General features: G+C 36.7%; 10 protein-coding genes. 5 read left to right on the forward strand and 5 right to left on the reverse strand.

Translation table 11 applies throughout. The features are described 5' to 3' along the window. Positions 1–80 precede the first annotated feature (80 nt). The 5 genes from ABD792_RS02910 to ABD792_RS02930 all read left to right on the forward strand — a co-directional run bounded on the left by ABD792_RS02910 (position 81) and on the right by ABD792_RS02930 (position 9,913). Complete coding sequence (locus ABD792_RS02910) at positions 81–1,250, forward strand: FecR family protein (protein ID WP_345004268.1); 1,170 nt, start codon at positions 81–83, stop codon at positions 1,248–1,250. Between the two features lie 176 nt (positions 1,251–1,426). Further along, complete coding sequence (locus ABD792_RS02915) at positions 1,427–4,858, forward strand: SusC/RagA family TonB-linked outer membrane protein (RefSeq protein WP_345004269.1); 3,432 nt, start codon at positions 1,427–1,429, stop codon at positions 4,856–4,858. An 11-nt stretch (positions 4,859–4,869) separates the two neighbouring features. After that, positions 4,870–6,387 (forward strand): SusD/RagB family nutrient-binding outer membrane lipoprotein, encoded by a 1,518-nt coding sequence (locus tag ABD792_RS02920; protein WP_345004270.1) that lies wholly within the window; start codon positions 4,870–4,872, stop codon positions 6,385–6,387. 24 nt (positions 6,388–6,411) lie between these two features. Next, a complete protein-coding gene (locus tag ABD792_RS02925) occupies positions 6,412–8,115 on the forward strand; it encodes a LamG domain-containing protein (RefSeq protein WP_345004271.1) in 1,704 nt (567 codons plus the stop codon). Between the two features lie 148 nt (positions 8,116–8,263). After that, on the forward strand, positions 8,264–9,913 hold the full coding sequence (locus tag ABD792_RS02930; protein ID WP_345004272.1) for an alkaline phosphatase family protein: 1,650 nt from the start codon (positions 8,264–8,266) through the stop codon (positions 9,911–9,913). A gap of 204 nt (positions 9,914–10,117) precedes the next feature. On the opposite strand, the gene ABD792_RS02935 is transcribed toward ABD792_RS02930, so the two are convergent. The 5 genes from ABD792_RS02935 to ABD792_RS02955 all read right to left on the reverse strand — a co-directional run bounded on the left by ABD792_RS02935 (position 10,118) and on the right by ABD792_RS02955 (position 18,374). Further along, the gene (locus ABD792_RS02935) at positions 10,118–10,855 is read right to left on the reverse strand and encodes a DUF6250 domain-containing protein (protein WP_345004273.1); all 738 of its coding nucleotides are present in this window, start codon (positions 10,853–10,855) and stop codon (positions 10,118–10,120) included. After that, complete coding sequence (locus ABD792_RS02940; RefSeq protein WP_345004274.1) at positions 10,848–12,425, reverse strand: sulfatase family protein; 1,578 nt, start codon at positions 12,423–12,425, stop codon at positions 10,848–10,850. The genes ABD792_RS02935 and ABD792_RS02940 overlap by 8 nt, the downstream gene beginning before the upstream one ends. Before the next feature lie 84 nt (positions 12,426–12,509). Then, positions 12,510–15,635 (reverse strand): chondroitinase family polysaccharide lyase, encoded by a 3,126-nt coding sequence (locus tag ABD792_RS02945; RefSeq protein WP_345004275.1) that lies wholly within the window; start codon positions 15,633–15,635, stop codon positions 12,510–12,512. Then, on the reverse strand, positions 15,605–17,101 hold the full coding sequence (locus ABD792_RS02950) for a sulfatase family protein (RefSeq protein ID WP_345004276.1): 1,497 nt from the start codon (positions 17,099–17,101) through the stop codon (positions 15,605–15,607). Before ABD792_RS02950 ends, ABD792_RS02945 begins: the two co-directional genes overlap by 31 nt. Then, complete coding sequence (locus tag ABD792_RS02955) at positions 17,094–18,374, reverse strand: glycoside hydrolase family protein (RefSeq protein WP_345004277.1); 1,281 nt, start codon at positions 18,372–18,374, stop codon at positions 17,094–17,096. The genes ABD792_RS02950 and ABD792_RS02955 overlap by 8 nt, the downstream gene beginning before the upstream one ends. Positions 18,375–18,641 lie beyond the last annotated feature (267 nt).

An 18,641-nucleotide genomic window follows, 5' to 3' on the forward strand; every position in this document is an offset into this window, starting at 1 on the left:
ATGTATATAAAAAAAAAAGAAAAAAAATAGTAGGCATTATTTAAAATGTGATCGTAGTAGATAATATAAAGTAAACTTTTGTGAAAAAAAGAATAGAACATTTAATCTTCAAACATTTTGACGAGCACCTTACGGATGAGGAAGCAAAAGAGCTCGTAGAGTGGATTGAAAATGGAAATCATGAAAAATTCAACGCCTATACAGATTTAAATTTTTCAATTGAAAGTACAAAAAACAAAAAGAATCAAATTAATCCCTCTTTATGGAAAAACATATCGTCTACCATAAACAATCCCAAACCAAAAATAAGAAAACTACATTATTGGCGTTACATAGCAGCAGCTTCTATCGTTTTATTGTTTGCCACAACTTTTTTAACTGAAAAAGAATCTCCCCCAGCCGCAGTAACACCTGTAAAGCCAAAAATAAACAAGGATATACTTATTGGTACAGACAAAGCTACATTAACCCTGGAAGATGGTTCTTCTATTGTTTTAGAAAAAGGAAAAAGTTACACAACACACAATATTAAAAGTAACGGGGAAAAAGTCACCTACAAACCTGTCGACACCAACCAACAAAATAGCACGAAGCTTAGCTATAATTATCTAACAGTTCCCAGAGGCGGGCAATTTTTTATAGAATTAGAAGACGGCACTTCAGTTTGGTTAAATTCCGAATCACAGTTAAAATACCCTACCGCCTTTTTAACAGGCAAACCTCGTGAAGTTGAACTGATATATGGCGAAGCTTATTTTGACGTATCCCCAAGCACCAAGCATCAAGGTGCTACATTTAAAGTACTCTCTAACGAACAGGAAGTAGAAGTCTTAGGTACAGAGTTTAACATAAAAGCTTACCAAGATGAAACGTTTATCTACACTACCTTGGTTGAAGGCAAAGTTCTTTTAGACAATAAAATTCAAAAAGAATACCTAAATCCTAATCAACAGTTAGTTTTAAATAAAGAAACCAAAAATACCGTAATTAACAAAGTAGATGTCAGCTATGAAATCTCTTGGAAAGATGGCATATTTAGTTTTAAGAGCAAACCCTTAAAAGACATCATGAAAGTCTTATCCAGATGGTACGATGTAGATTTTACGTTTTTAAATCCTAAACTCGAAACAACAAAATATATAGGGGTTTTAAGTAAAGACCAAGAACTAGAAGAAATATTATCAATTATAAAAAACACAAACTTTATAAATGCCTATGAAATAAAAGAAAATACAATACTTATAAAATAACGGAAAGTAAAAGGGAGCAAAGTTTTCGACTGTCCAAGGTAAAAACACTTTGTCCCCCCTTTTTAGAATTATTAACCAATTAATAAACTAGTATTAACCAACTAATAACATGCAAATTTATGGAAATTAAATCAACTAACGTTCTTTTTAATTTTAAAAAGAAACTCCTGTTAATCATGATGAGATCATTAATATTCCTATTCTGTAGTATGCTTTTTAGCTTTACTCCAAACAATATTCTATCTCAAAACACAAAAATTATAATTGAAACAGATAAAGTCCTGACGGTAGACGAAGTTTTTGAGCTTATCATGAAGCAAACTAGCTTTAACTTCATTTATCAGGAAGACATGTTCAAGGATTTCCCAAAGGTTCCTTTAAAAAAAGGCGTTATTGGAGCCAATCAACTTTTACAAAAAAGTCTCGTTGACAAAGCTTTCGATTTTAAATTTACAAACAACAATACTATTGTTATAAAGGAAAAAGTTCCCATTCCCATTCCTGAAGATGAACAAGCACAACAACGCACAATAACAGGAACCGTAACAGACAATAGTAAAGTTCCGCTTCCTGGTGTTAATATCATTAAAGCTGGTACCTCGGTTGGATCGCAGACCGACTTTGATGGAAACTACACTATTAAAGCCAACAAAGGAGATATCTTGGAATTTTCGTATGTAGGCATGAAAACCCAGCAAATTACCGTAGGTGATGATGACCAAATTAATGTTACCCTTAAAGAGGATGCCGCAAAGTTAGAAGAAGTTGTAGTAACGGCTCTGGGTATAAAAAAAGAAAAAAAACGTATTGGATATGCCACACAAGAAGTAAAAGGCACTGCACTTCAAACCGTACAAACTCCCAATGTAGTTGCTTCTTTATCTGGAAAGGTGGCAGGTGTTACTGTAATTCAAGATGATGCAAACTTCTTTTCCGATCCTAAAATATATTTAAGAGGAGAAAAGCCTTTAATCGTTGTAAATGGTGTACCCCAGCCCAACAGTGACTTCTGGAATTTAAGTTCTGATGACATAGAAAGCATTAACGTTTTAAAAGGCGGTGCAGCTTCAGCTTTATACGGGTCATTAGGTAAAAATGGAGCGTTACAAATTACCATGAAGTCTGGCAAAGGAGCACAAGGCACTACAATATCGTACAACAGTTCCACAACATTCCAAACAGGCTTTTTAAGAATTCCACGTGCACAAACAGAATATGGCCCTGGAAACACAGGACGTTACAGGTTTGGAGGTGGTTTTGCCGGCGGAGACGGCTTAACAGAAGGAGGCCCTGTCAATGACTTTGATTACTCCATTTGGGGGCCTAAGTTTGATGGTAGATTAATAGAACAATACGATTCCCCTATAGATCCAATAACGGGCTATCGTATTCCAACACCTTGGTTAGCTAGGGGTAAGCACAACCTAAAAAACTTTGTTGAAACAGGATTTATTACCTCAAACAATATATCGGTAACATCTGGTTTTGAAAAAGGAAGTTTTGTGGTATCCAATACCTACAAGTACTCAAAGGGTTCTATCCCAGGACAACGATTAGACATCAACACATTTCGATTAACAGGTAATTTAGACGTAAACAAAGTTGTTAATATTGAAGGCTCTTTGCAGTATAACTACCAATATAACAACAATAGAATACGACCAGATTATGGCCCTTCGTCCCCTATATATTTAATATCGCTATGGGGTGGCGCCAATTGGGACATTAGGAATTTTAAACACGTTTGGATACCTGGAAAAGAAGGCATTAAACAAGATTTTGTTGAAAACTGGCGATACAACAACCCTTATGCCATAGCATATCATTGGAGGAAACCATACACTAAAAACGATATCCTTACCTATGCTAAAGCCAACTTTAAAATTTCTGACAAACTAAGTGCGTACGTTAGAACAACTTTAAACCAATACAACCTTGTAAATAACGAAGAGATTTCTAAGGATATCTATCACTATTCAATACCAGACAGACAAGGAAGGTTTAGATATAACAATACGCGTTATTTTGAAAATAACACCGATTTTTTGGTTAGTTATAACGATAAATTCTTTAATGGCGATTTTGAAGTAAATGCTAACCTTGGTGGAAACCAGCGTTTTCTAAAAATTGAAGGCGAAAGTGCAAGTACAACACAATTAATTGTACCCGAGGTATTTACACTGGAAAATTCTGTAGATCAAGTAACCCCAGAAAGCTATAAGAACAAAAAAGGAGTTTATAGTTTATATGCATCTGCCGATTTTGCCTATAAAAATTGGCTTTATTATGGATTCACAGGAAGGATTGACAAATCTTCCACATTGGTTAAAGGTAATGACAGCTTCTTTTACCCTTCTATTTATTTAAGCTTTGTAGCTAGCGAATTATTTGAGCTTCCAAAAGTTATTAGTTTTTTAAAATTGAGAACCTCATGGTCTAATGTAGGAGGCGATTTGGATATTTATGAGGCAACTAATTCCTATGGCACAGGTAGAAAGAGAAATAAACCAACAGCTAGTTTTCCTTCTATACTAGAGAACCCCCTTTTAGAACCAGCTGGTAACAATGCGACTGAGTATGGTGTAGAATTAAAATTATTTAATGGACGTTTAGGATTTGATTTCTCATATTACGAAAACACCAATGGGCCTCAAATTTACGATCAACAATTCTCCGACGCTTCGGGATGGGGAGGTATCAGGTTTAATGGAAGGGAAACCCAGCGCAGAGGTATGGATTTTTCCATTACAGGTACACCAATCCAAACTGATAACTTTACGTGGACATCTATTTTTAATTTTGCCAAGAACAAAAACTACTTAACCAAAATCCCTCCATTACCAGATGGCACACCTGTTTTAAATGAAGGTTTTACAAAGCTTGGTAGCGAATTAGGCCATTATTGGTATGAGGTATGGGAACGTTCTCCTGACGGGCAATTAATAATCGATGCCAATGGTATCCCTAGAAAAACACCTTTTAGAGTAGACACTGGAGCTACCACTCCAGACTTTGAAGCCAGTATTAGCAATACTATTAACTACAAGAACTTCTCTCTTAACTTTTTGTTAGCTGGTAGTTTTGGTGGTATAACACAAGATGAATATGAGTACGATTTATGGAGAACAGGTAGCCATCCAGATGCTGTACATCCAGAAAGAGAACTGTCCAATATAGCTTATGTTAATGGCACCGACCCTAAAACAATGCAAATACCCGGAGTGGCGATTGTATCTGGAGATGTAACTTACGATCCAGACGGAAATATCATAGAAGACACCAGGGTTTTTGAACCTAGTACTTATAAAGTAGATTACCAAAGTTGGGCTTCCAGATATGCAGGAGCATGGCAAAACTTAATTAAAGACAAAACATTTTTAAAATTAAGAGAGGTTTCCATAAGCTATAGATTTCCTAAGAAACTGTTGGACAAAACGTTCTTAAGCTCCGCCTCTATTTCGGTTATTGGACGCAATCTATGGTATTGGACAAAAGATGATTTTTATGGCGATTTAGACTTTTATACACTGCCAGTGAATTCAAGAGATACTGATATACAGTTACCTTCACAAAGGTCTTTTGGGTTCAATGTTAATTTCACTTTTTAAATTAAATAGTTATGAAAAAAAATATTATATATAAATCGACCGTACTTATATTATTATTAGTTACTCTATCTGGTTGTTTAGATGATTTTGATGAACTAAGAGAAAACCCCAATCAACCTACTTCCGTACCACCAAGTTTAATTTTTGCAGATTTAACACCAACTGCTACATCTTCTTTTAGAGATGACTATGAGCGCATGCAATACCATGTTTGGATAGCAACAGACAATACCAACCCACCTAATTTCACCAGTGGTTTTGGAGGCAGCTTTGGAGGTTACGCAACTGCAAGGAATATTGACAAAATGATAGAGGAAGCAGAAAAAGCAGGAGCTCCCGAATATATTATCCTCGGTAAATTTTATAGAGCTAGAGCTTTTATTGAAATGACCCGTCGCATGGGCAACATACCTCTTTCAGAAGCCATGAATGGGGTTGATGCACCTCAACCTAAATACGATTCCCAAAAATCGGTGTATATACAATGTTTAAATTGGCTAGATGAAGCAAATGAAGAGCTCGGAAGCTTTATAGCAGCTAACCCCGTTAAAACACTAGAAGGTGATATCTTTTTTGATGGCAACCTTAAACAATGGCAAAAGCTTATAAACGCTTATACTCTTAGGATACTAATTTCGCTAAGTAAAAAAGCAACGGATAGCGATGTGGATGTACAAGGGCGATTTACGAGAATTATAAATAATCCTACTAAGTACCCTTTAATGACAGGCATAGGAGATAATGCCCAGTTAGAATATAGCGGCGAAGATGGTTTTAAACAATCTTACCAGCCAGAACAAGCTGTTTACAGAGACGCTGTGGTTTATGCAAGTACTTATATCGATTTACTTAAAACAAAACAAGACCCTCGCTTAATGATCGTGGCAGACCCTACAAAAGACGCACTGGATGCAGGCTCCGATGAAGCAACGGTACGTGCCGACTTCGACTCTTACGAAGGCGCCGATGTTTCTGCTACAGGTGCTGAAAATTCATCAAAAAAATTAGATGGTGACTTTTCGTTTCCTAACGAAGAAAAGTATTGGAATTTTGTAGGGCAACCGGGTGTTTGGATAAGCTATTGGGAACAAGAATTTTGCATTGCAGAAGCAGCCCATCGTGGTTGGATATCTGCCAACCCAACTACACATTATAGTAATGCCATTACTGCATCCATGGAATGGTATGGAGTAGATTCTGATGAGATTACCGACTATATTACCAACAAGCAACCTTACATTACAGGAAGTGCTGGCCTTACTAGACTTTTAGAGCAAAAGTATTTAGCCTTTGCAGAAAACTCAGACCAAGAATCTTTCTTTACTACACGTCGAACTGGCGTTCCTAACTATATTTTTTCCACCAACAATGGGATTGATCCTAACCTAGGCGAAAAATATCCTGTGAGATGGACATACCCACAGTCTGAAGAAGATAATAACAACACAAACTATAGAGCTGCATTACAAGCTCAATTTGGAGCAGAAGTAGACGATATAGATCAAATAATTTGGTTGTTAAAAGATTAATTTCTAATAAAATAAAAGAAAATAATGAAAAATATATATAAAACTATATCCTGCTTGTTATTGGTTTCTGTTTCACTTTTTATAGGTGGATGCAGTGAAGACAGCAAGGGGTGGACAGATGAAAGATACACTTCAAATTTTGAATATTATTTACACCATACAAACCCATTAACTGGTGAAGACTATACGGAAGAAGCATTAGCAGAGTTAACCTACGACCCTAAGTACGAAGAAAAGTATGCTGAGGGACAACAAGTTGATTTAAAGCTGGTTTCCTTAAAAATGCCTTCAGAGGTTAAAGTACTATCTGGCGTAGACTTATCCATTATAACTACGATAACGACTTTTTCTAAAGACGGAGAATGGTATAAATCAGAGTTATTTAGTTCTAGCTTAGAAAATTTGGGTTTATTGGAGATAGGAGACAAAACGACAATTCAGTTTGAAATAGATTTTATTGATGGCTCAGTTGGTTCAGTGGATTTTCAGGTAAAAAGAGTAAAGTTTTTCGACCCTAATGCCGTTATTAATTCATTTGTTTACTTAAAGAAATCTACAGGCGAATTATCCCCAATTGCTTTAGAAACTGAAACCTTAACTACCCCTTGGGTGTATGATGGCCCCTATGGAGCTATTGCTAATTTTAATGGTTCCAGTGATAAGGTGGAAGTCTCTGCATCACCAGACATTAACTTTAGAGGCACAGATGATTTCTCCATTGGTTTTTGGGTAAACACAACCTCTACCGATAGCGATCCTGCAATGGTTAGCGATAAAGATTGGGGAGGCGGTAGCAATCCAGGTTTCGTATTTGCCTATACTGGCGGCGACTGGAAATTAAATATTGGAGGTAATGGAGACAGAATCGACATTGGTGGAAGTGATATAGGTGATGGCTATTGGCACTATTTAGCTGCGACATTCGATAGAGACGGGAACGTTACCTTGTATCAAGACGGTGTAGTGCAAGGAAGTTCTAGTTTAACTGGATTGACAGATATCACTAGTAATTTACCAATATTTATTGGTCAAGATGGCACAGGAAATTACGGTAATTGGTTTGAAGGCAAAATTGGTCAAGTTACTGTTTTCGATTATGTCCTAACAGAGCAGGAAGTCTCTACATTATCAACTCCAAGCACAGGTGTGCAATTAATGAAATCGGATGGTTCCATAGAAAATCTGGAAGTTACCAATTCGGGGGGATCAGTAAGCATTGAAGAAGGCAGGTTTACTTATGCTTTTGATGGCACACAATATGCAACCGTTAACGATTCTGGTCTAGACTTTAGGCATACGGGAGATTTTACTGTAGCTACATGGGTTAAAACAGACGCAGGTGATAGTGATCCATCTATTATAGGTGACAAAGATTGGGGCAGTGGCTCAAACAAAGGCTTTGTCTTTGCCTTTTTAGGAGGAAATTGGAAACTAAATGCTGGCGACGGTTCCAACCGCATCGATATTACAGGAAATATAATTAACGATGGCGAATGGCATTTAATAGCAGTTACATTTGACAGAGATGGAAACGCAACGCTCTATCAAGACGGTGAAGCAGTAGAAAGTGCCGATATGTCTGGTTTTGGTGATATGAATAGTGGATACCCTATTAACCTCGCAGAAGATGGCACAGGAAATTATGGGCCATTTACGGGCAAATTATCCAATACAATGCTATTTGATTACGCCTTAACAGCTGAACAAATAAAAGCCCTTTCTAATTAACATTTACCCTATGCTTAATTTAGAGAAGTTCCCATAATACTTATTGTTCTAATGGGAACTTCTCTTTTTAAATAAGTAAACCTACAACAGGCTATTGGTGTTTTCAATCCACAAAAAACCATTCCTTTAACAAACTAAAACTAAACAAATGAACAAATATCTCAGACTCTCCATATTGTGTTTTTTCCTTTCCATAACTTCTTGCTCTAAAAGCAGTGATACTTCCAACCCAGAACCAGAACCTGACAAAACAATTTTAAAAAAAGTACTTCTAATTGGTATTGACGGTTGCAGACCAGATGCGTTAACAGAAGCAAACACACCCCACTTAGATGCCCTGATGGCTAATGGCACCTATTCGTTAGATGCCAGAAATACAAAGACAACCTCTAGCGGTCCTGGATGGTCTGCTATGCTAACAGGTGTCTGGGAAGACAAACATGGCGTAACCGATAATTCATTTAACGGTGCCAATTTTTCTAATTACCCACACTTTTTCAAATACATAAAGGAAAATAATGTTTCCAACCGAACCGTATCCATTTCACAATGGCACCCAATAAACACTAACATCGCACTCGATCATGCCGATGCTACTATTAACACACAAGATCTTACTTCGGATGTAAAAAACAAAGCCATTGCAGAATTGGCATCAGAGGACTTGACTGCTTTATTTGTTCATTTTGATGATGCAGATCATGCTGGCCACAGTACTGGCTTTAGCCCTACAAACCCTAATTATTTAAATGCAATAGAAACTATAGACATTGCTATAGGAAGTGTTATATCGTCTTTAAAAGTGCGTTCCAATTACGATAAAGAGGATTGGCTCATACTTGTAAGTACCGATCATGGTGGATTTGGAACCAGTCACGGAGGAAACAGTGAAGAAGAACGCACCATATTTGTAATTGCAAGTGGCGATGGTATACCCCAAAAAGAAATTGCTAAAACAACAACACAAACAACAATTCCCCCTGCCGAAAACTGTTTAGCAAGCACTACAGAACTTTGGTTTGGTGGAAACACAAGCATTACCGTGCCAAATAACACTGTACATAATTTTGGAAGCTCTCAGGATTTTTCAATTGAATGCCGCTTTAGAGCGAATACCCCTAATGATGTTAGCATTGTTGCAAAAAAAGATTGGGACAGTGGTATATTGCCTGGATATGTATTTTCATTCAAACCAAGCTCTAGAAAGTTTAAAGTAAACATAGGCGATGGCACCAATAGAGTAGACGTTGAAACCGAAGAGATAACAGATAACAAATGGCACACAGTAAGTGCTACATTCGATCGCGATGGTATGCTTCATGTGTATGTAGATGGCGTTTTAAAAAACAGCGCTTCTATGACTAATATTAACAATATAGACAATACGTTACCATTTACTGTAGGCACCGATGGAAACGGAGCCTATGGATATAGTGGCTATATTTCTGAAATTAGGATTTTCAACACACTTTTAAGCGCTGATGAGATTGACAACTGGAAATGCAAAGTTTTAGATAATACCCATACTAAATATGCTAATTTACAAGGACATTGGAAATTAACAGAAGGTACAGGCACATTAATTAACGATGCGAGCCCCAACGGCGTACATGGCACATTAACCGAAGGTATTTGGAAAGATGCAACTGCCAGTGAAGTTATAGATACTTACAATTACGACAATACCCCTAGAACAGTCGATGTTGCAGTAACAGCACTAAATCACTTGTGCATTCCTATTAAACCTGAATGGAATTTAGATGGCAACTCCATTATCGAATCAAATTGTGACCAATAAACAGTGTTCTATTTCCAAAAGTAAACCATTAACAATTCAACAAAATATAATGTATCCGCATGCCTACCAGTCTAAGTATTGAAAAATCAATATAAAATTTACGTATATACTATGGTAAACCTCTTGATATTACCAGTAGGATAGTGATTTTTATTAATCCCTTTTTTAGAATCTAAGATTCAATTTACATCCAACTTGACCAGTCTACAACCTCGATATACTAAACCCCTCTATTTTCATATGATTGTTAACCGTTCTAAATCCAAAATACCCCTTTAAATAAGGGGTTGGATCTTTTATTTCAAAAATAATTTCACCATCCCTTTTATAACATGTATACTGACCATCTATTAAAATTTCGATATACATTTTCTTATTAGCTGTGATCATATATTTTTTATCGGACAAATCATGCTCTGGTAATAAGGGGCGGTCTACATTTCCATTATACCTTCTAAACCTTGTTTTACTGTTGTTATGTCCGCCATAACCAACATAGTATAGTGTTAAGCTATGATAATTCGGGAAGAAACCTGCCCTTAAATCTGATGCCCTAAAAAAATCGTCGGGGTGATTTGGGTCGTTAGCCATCCAAAAGCAGTTCAAATCTGAAACCCTATCATAGGGCTTACCATTATCAATAACCGTAACATAATAAGCAATTTTAATACCCGTTTCTAATTTGTTTTTAAACCAAACCGTACATCCCTTAGCATCAACAATTTCTATAAAACCATTATTAAAAATCACTTCCCCTCCAGGTTGTTGTTCTACAATCCAGTTATGTTCCTGCATGACATTTTCATACATTGGGACCTCTTGTGCATAACCATCGTTTGATGCTAAAGAAAATAACATAAAGAAGATTAGCACTAAACAGCTTTTTAGTTTTATCATCATCCCTCCTTCTATAAATTTACCAGCCACCATAGCGTCACTCAATCTTCGGTTTAAACATAGTAAAACTTAAACCCTTTCTAGCCTCCATTAATGCTGTTCGCAGCGTTTCTACCTTTTCAGGATAATCTTTTGCAACATTATTTTGTTCTCTCGGATCTGCTTTTAAATTGTACAATTGTGGAACAACTTCGAAGCCAGTTTCAATGATTGGCCCCCAGGGAACAAGCTTAGGTCCATCTAAAGGTTCTATATATTTCCAATGTCCTTTAATGTACGATAATGGACCAGCAAAACTCTCCTGGATTATAGCTTCCCTTCCATTCTTATCTTCACCTCTTAAAGCTGACAACTGGTTTTGGCTATCCATATTCTTGTATTTCAAAATATCTACACCTGCAAGTTTACCTAACGATTTAAAAAAGTCGACTTGACTAACCAAAGCATTGGATGCGATCCCCTTACTTTTTCCATCAGGCCATCGGATAATTAATGGTATTTTAGAACCTCCATCATAAGCACTATATTTCCCTCCTCTTAAACCGCCAGTTGGTTTATGATTCCCTACAAGCGCTCTGGCTTGGTCATGATAACCGTCGTCTAATACAGGGCCATTATCACTAGAGAAAATAATAACGGTATTTTCCCATAGGTTTTGCGCTTTTAATTCTGAAACGATTTGCTTAACGGTCCAATCTAACTGCAAAATAACATCACCTCTAGATCCCATACCGCTTTTCCCTTGAAACATTTTATTGGGAACTCTTGGCACATGTATGTCGTGTGTTGACAGAAAAAGAAAGAAAGGAGATTCTTTATTGGAGTTTATAAAGTCAACCGATTTTTTCACCAATTGCTGGGCAATGGTCTCATCGTCCCAAAGCGCAGCTTTTCCGCCCTCCATAAACCCGATACGGCTAATACCGTTTACAATGGTATTGGCATGACCTTGGGACGGTTTAACCTTTAGTAATTCTGGATTCTCTGAACCCGTTGGCCAATTTCCTATTTTATGTTTGTAGTTTACTCGAATTGGATCGGAAGGATCAAGATTTACAATGTTATGGTTCTCAACAAAAACACAAGGAACCCTATCGCCCGTAGCAGGAATAAGAAATGAATAGTCAAAACCAATTTCAAGCGGCCCTGGTTTAATAATCCCGTTCCAATCGGGACCTTCCTTTCCTCCTAGCCCCAAATGCCATTTACCAACAACACCAGTTTTATAACCTACAGATTGTAAAATGGAGACTAAGGTTGGTTTTGACGTATCGAATAGTAATGGCTGATCGCCAGAAGCAATACTATTACCCTTTTTCCTCCAAGCATACACCCCTGTTAATAATGAATAGCGTGACGGCGTACAGGTTGCCGCTGTAGCATAGGCATTATAAAAAGCAATACCTTCTTCCGCCAGAGCATCGATAGCAGGCGTTTGGATGGTTATTGCTCCATAAGCACCAATATCGCCATAGCCTAAATCATCAGCATAAATCATAACAATATTAGGCTTTCTTTTTAATCCTGTCTGTTTTAGTTTTTCTTTTTCCTTACACCCAATGCTTATAAGTACAAAGAAAACAGATGTTACTGAAACGTACTTCTTTATCTTCATTCGTTTAACTTTTAATGATTGATACTATTTCTCCTAACAATCAGGTTAGATAGTGAGCAAAATACACCTCTAGATCAAGGCTGATTATAATTTTTGTAATCTTATTTTATTAGAGAACCCATCCTTACACACTAATGTAATTTCAGTTAAACTGGCGGAGCGATTATCTAGAGAAAGCACATTCTCTGTTAATGCTGTTGTCCATGCTCCATTTAAGGTTAATGTTAACTTCACGGGCATACTATAATTTTTATACTTGCCTTTTTCGTTAACTGGAAAATTCAAATCGGGCTGTACCACACTAAGCAATAACACATTTGGAGCCTCATGATTAGCCATAATTAAAGACGGTTCAGACACTTCACGCACAGTGTCATTGTCCAAAACTTTGTTTGCTTCAAAAATGACATATCCCGTAGTACTTGTTGCTTTATCTAAAACTATATGTGCCGTTGCATCTGCTCTTAAAATAGCATAAGTATCATCGTTCTTTATTGTATTCTCAAAAGTATTAATAGTATCTTCATGAAGGAACGGATAGATGACATATTGATACGAAGCGTTCTCGGGTGCTAGACCATGATCTATCCATGCGGTAGCATAATCGCCTTCAGTTTCTTTAACACCTTTTCCTTTGGGATGCATTTCCCCTGTTCGCAAGGAATACTTATTGTGATATGAGTGCTGTTCTTCTTTTTTAACGTGCACCAAGCTGTTAGACAAAATATGGTAGCCATTACCGTAGGGATCGATTACCCAATTATTGGATTTTGAATCTTGGGGCAACTGAGCCTTATAAGGGAACTTAGCTAGTTTTCCTATTGACGTATACACAGGCACTTTTTTATCTGTTAAAAAGGTTTGAAACAAATTGGTTTGCGTAGGGTTTTTAGCATCAATACTGGAAATATTAGTACCAATACAAATCAATTTGCTTCCAAATGAAAACACCGATTTTTTAGCCTTCAGCTTTCCCGGAAAACCAATATTAACTTCCTTCCCATCGGCATTAGACCCTTTATCCTCATTTAAGACCATACCAAAAGCACCATTGCCATTAAGTTCCACGGCTCCTGCAAAGGTCTCATTAGATCGAAACATAATTAACGGCATTTTAGGTTCTAACTCTTCAAATGGCAAGTAAATAACCGTTGCCCCAGGATAGCGATTCCAATCCCACCCTTCTTGCTGGAATCCGCTACCTTTTTCGTCTTTGTTATTGAGCAACTGTACTGTTCCATTAGCTGGATATCTGCCATACCTATTCTCGGATACATAAATCTCGGATGCCCAAACATATTTGCTATAACCTTTAATAATCGCAGCCCAATTGTCCTTTCTATGTATGGCGGTTGCTGCATAAGGCAATGTATAATATCCAGGCAAACGTTCTTTATGTATACCATTTACATTGGTAAACAGGGACGTATTAAGTATATCGTCTTTTCCCCAAAGTCTTAAATACGCAGCTGCTACATCTGCATCAATTTTTGATGTACCCATGGGGTTTCCTGAGTTTGCCATTAATAAATACTGCTCTTTCAAGTCCTTTATGCCATTATTCTCCAAAGGATGCCTGCCTGCATTACCAAAGCCCCAATTGTATAGTTGGCTATAAATTCTTGTAGTTAAAAAGGCTCTTTTAAAATTTTCATGGCCTTTAGGTCGTATTCTAAAGCGAGTACCAGATAAGGTATTAATAACTTTGGGCACCGTTTTAAATGCTCCTATACCATAGGCTGGATAATGTCCGTTATGATGCCAAGACGTGCCATCTACTTTAAAGCCCCATTCTTCATTTTGCTGAGCTAGTATAATTGACATATATTTGGAATATGCCCCTAAAAGAGCTGCTTGCTCTTCTTGGCTTTCGAATAAAAAGATTAGCATTAAATGGTAATAAGACTGGGTATTTAAATAATCAATGTTTACATGAAACTTTTTCTCGTCACCCAAAACCATCCCCAAATTATGGAGCCAATGTAAACTGGATCCTACTTGGTTTAACAAGCCTTCTTCCCATAATACATGCCTCATTTTATAAAAAGCCTCAGTGATATCTCTAACGGCATAGCCCAAATGGTGCCTGGTTCCTCCAGAAGCTCCAGCCTGCCAACCTTGATCTAAAAAGTATTTAGACGAAGTAACAAACATGTTCTTTATTTCTTGCTGCTCGCTTGGGTTGGCCCTATTGTAATAATTAGACAATCTTTTTATTATCTTCCCAAAGTCTTCAATGTTATTATGGTTGTTTACCCCTTGTTGCTTTTTATCGAAATATTCCTGTTTTAACTGAAACGTTAGTGGTGGTCCCGTGACTATTTTGCCATCATCATTTAACTTCAACGATTGGTAATCCTCTTTTAGCGAATTGATATAAACTTTATATTTTTTAGCAATTTCCAGATCATTATCCAAAGCTTTCTCAATACGCATTAAATCCAATTTAACTGCTACTGAAATAGGGTTTAGCGTTAATGCCTTTAGACGATTGTAATTACTTATTAAAGGCATCCAATGGTCCTCGCCCGAACCACCTTCTTTAATAAAAGGCACTTGTAAATCTGGATATTGATGACGGTCATCCTGATATTGTGAAAATATGATATCATCTAAATATAAGGTTCCTATCGCTGTGGCTGCCTCTATTTTAAAATGGGTATAAGTTACTTGTTCTCCTTTCTTTGGTGGATTGCCTTCCATTTCATAAAAAGGTACCCACAAACGTCGCCATCCATAAAAGTTTAAATCTAGGTCAAACCAGACATCGTCTTTAGTATCGTTACCAAATAAAAACCTAACACACCCTTTTTGTGGAGCTTCGCTATATACCGAAAGCATAAATGTTGGACTCGAAGGAAAATGATCGCCATAAGCCAAAGGGCTTTCAGCTTTGGTTAAATGTCTAAAATTTGAGGTTTCTATGGTGCTTTTTCCTCCATTCCATTCCCATCTCAGGGCATGTTTTCCAAATCTAAAGTGGTTATCACTTATGGTCAACTTACTGTTCTCTGAATGTTTATACGTTTTAAGGGTTTCTTCTTTTTCAAAAGATTCTACAGCAGGGTACTCTTGCCCTTGTAACGTACAATTTAGCATCACAAACAAAGCAAAGCACAAAGGGTATTTTCTAAACATTCTTAGACGCTTATATTCTTGCAACATATAATTCTTAACCATTACTGTAATGATTGATAATAATTTAACCATGGATCTTTTTTTATCCCTAACATTTTTAAAAGCTCAGCGCGCAATTTACCTTCCATAACATTACCTTCCCCCACTTCATTCTTTAATTGATAGGGATCGTTCACATTGTCATATAAAAACTCCCGTATCGTATTATCATCGTCTATTGTTATAACAAAAGTGTGTGTAGTTGTCTTAATACCCCTATGCCCTGATGCTGGCTGCCCTTCTTTTATATAATAATACAGTGCAGCCTTGGGTTGATTTCCTTTTCCTTCCAGTATAACAGACGACAAATCCGTTCCATCCAAATCTGTTGGCATTCCTTCTGTGGCTCCCATCATGTGTAATAAGGTTGGCATAACATCGGGCACGCTTAATAGCAAGTCATTTTTTTGACCTCCCTTTATTTTTTCTGGCCACCTCACTATAAAGGGTACATTTATAGCCTCATCGTACCAAATATTTTTTGACATTAATCCATGACTCCCCATCATTTCCCCATGATCTGAAGTAATTACAACAATTGTATTTTTATCTAAACCTTGTTCTTTTAAAGCTTCTAGAACACGTCCTATTTGCTCGTCTACACCTGTTATCATTGCAAAATAGTTCTTAACATGTTCCTTGGCCAAATGGGTATGGTTTCGAGTTGCTCCTTTATGAAATGCAAGGGCTTCTGCTGCGGCTTCTAAATCGACATTATCCCTTACCAATAATTCACTTAAAGTTTTGTTTTTGTAAGGGGCCACATATTTTTCCGGCACATATTGATAAGGAGGATGCGGAGGGTTTACAGACCAAAAAAGGGCAAATGGTTTATCTTTATTTCTGGTCTTCTCCGACGGGTTCTTTATATAATCGATTATAACATCGGCCTCATGTTTAGCTGACCATTCATTGATATAGGTCACTTCACTTTCTTTAGCATCATTTACCCAATAATGTGGTGTGTTATGCTGATCGAATGTCCCGTAGGAATACCAAAAGTTAAAACCATGACGAAATTCCTTTGGCGTATAGGCATCCCAAATTACAGTATCTTTATCAGGTATTGGAGGGGGTGACGTTAAATGTAATTTTCCAACATAACCAGCATCGTACCCATTTTTAACCAAAACATCGGAAAAACTAACATCTTCTTTTTGCCATGAATTATTGTATTTATAGCGATTGGAATTGGCATTGCTCAAAACCGAATTATGATAAGGAAGCTTTCCTGTCATTAACATGCCTCTATAAGGACTGCATAACGGAAAATTACTCACAGCGTTTGAAATAAGCATCCCTTCTTTAGCCAATTGATCGATATTTGGGGTATATACGGGATCTTGGTTATTAATTCCTATCCCTGCATTCCTTAACTGGTCTGGAAAAATAAACAATAAGTTAGGTTGCTTGCTTTTTGTTTCTTTTGGTGTTGATTGACATGAAACAAAAGCAACAACTATACATAATAAGTAGTATAGATACTTAGTATTATTCATCTGTTAAATTATTTGACGTCATATGCTTTAATCTGGATAACGCTTCAATATAATAATAATCGGCATAAATCAATGCTACATCTATTTCGTGTCCTAAGGATTTTGCTCCTGTTGAATGCAACAAAAACGAATCAGCTTTACCAACTCCTGAATAGGCGTCAGAACTCAATGAGGTTAACATTTTTATAGCGGCATTAAAATAACGTTCTTTATCTGCTTGGTTATCCATGTAACCACTTAGTTCTAACAAGGCAGAAGCTACAACTGCTGCTGCCGAGGCGTCTTTCTCTTCTTTTGGATTTTCCTGAACATCAAAGTCCCAACAAGGCACATAATCTTCGGGTAATAAAGACAGGTACTTATCTGTTATTTTCTTTGCAAAATCTAAAAACTTCTTATCCTTCGTTTCCCTGTACACCAAAGTATATCCATAAATTCCCCAAGCTTGACCCCTGGACCACCTGCTATTATCTGCATAGCCCTGTTTGGTATGTTTATTAAGTACTTGCCCCGTTATGGAATCGTATTCCAAAACATGCCATGACGTATAGTCATTCCTGAAATGATTCTTCATAGTCGTTTCGGCGTGCTTTACTGCTATATCATAAAACTTTTGATCTCCACCATGCTTTGCAGCCCAAAACAGTAGTTCTAGGTTAAGCATATTATCTATTATGGTAATGTGCTGTTGCCATCTTGGATGCATTTTATTGGACCACGATTTAATAGTGCCAACATTAGGATTAAAACGACTTGCTAATGAAGCCGCCGATGCTAACAATATATCTTTGTATTCTTCCTTTTTGCCTATAATATAACCATTACCATAAGCGGGAAACATCATAAATCCTATATCGTGGTGTTCTGTAATGGTTTTAAAATCTTCAAAAACCTCTGTGCGTTTTATAGCTTCGGTTTTCCATCTTTCATTTTGGGTAAGGTCGTACATGTACCATAAAACACCTGGATAGAAACCAGAGGTCCACACCAACCTACCATTAGGTACTTCTTTCCATGCTTTCTCATTGGTTTCTATAAGCCTAGGGTGTTTGGTAAGATCGGTTAATTTAGGAACTGCAATTTCCAATTGCGATTCACAAGCCTTAATTGCTGTATTTAAAATTAAATTGGCTTTGCTTTCTGGAACTACTGTAGCTATTCCCTTTTTTTCAGAATTATTACAACCCAATAAACAGGCTAAAAGAAACACAAAAAAAAGGTTCTTAAAATGATTTACACTTTTGATTGCATAAGGTGTGTTATTATACTTCATCAGATTATTTGTTGTTAAATTTTTAATAGTATAAGCATACATAGTAGCTCAGTTCCAAAATTATAGAAGCCACTGCCTAAACAAAGAGGTATAAAAGGTCTTTTGAAGGGTGTTTTCTGGTCTTCACTCAATTGTTGCGGCTTTTTTCGCTGTATTTAAAACCTTAAAAATGAAACAAATACACTTCACATCTTTGTTTATTAAATCAAAACGAATGCCCTCATGCTTGTTACAAGTATTTAATCTTTTAAATCTCAAATCCGTAAA

The sequence above is a fragment of the Snuella lapsa genome (genome assembly GCF_039539345.1).
GTDB lineage: Bacteria > Bacteroidota > Bacteroidia > Flavobacteriales > Flavobacteriaceae > Snuella > Snuella lapsa.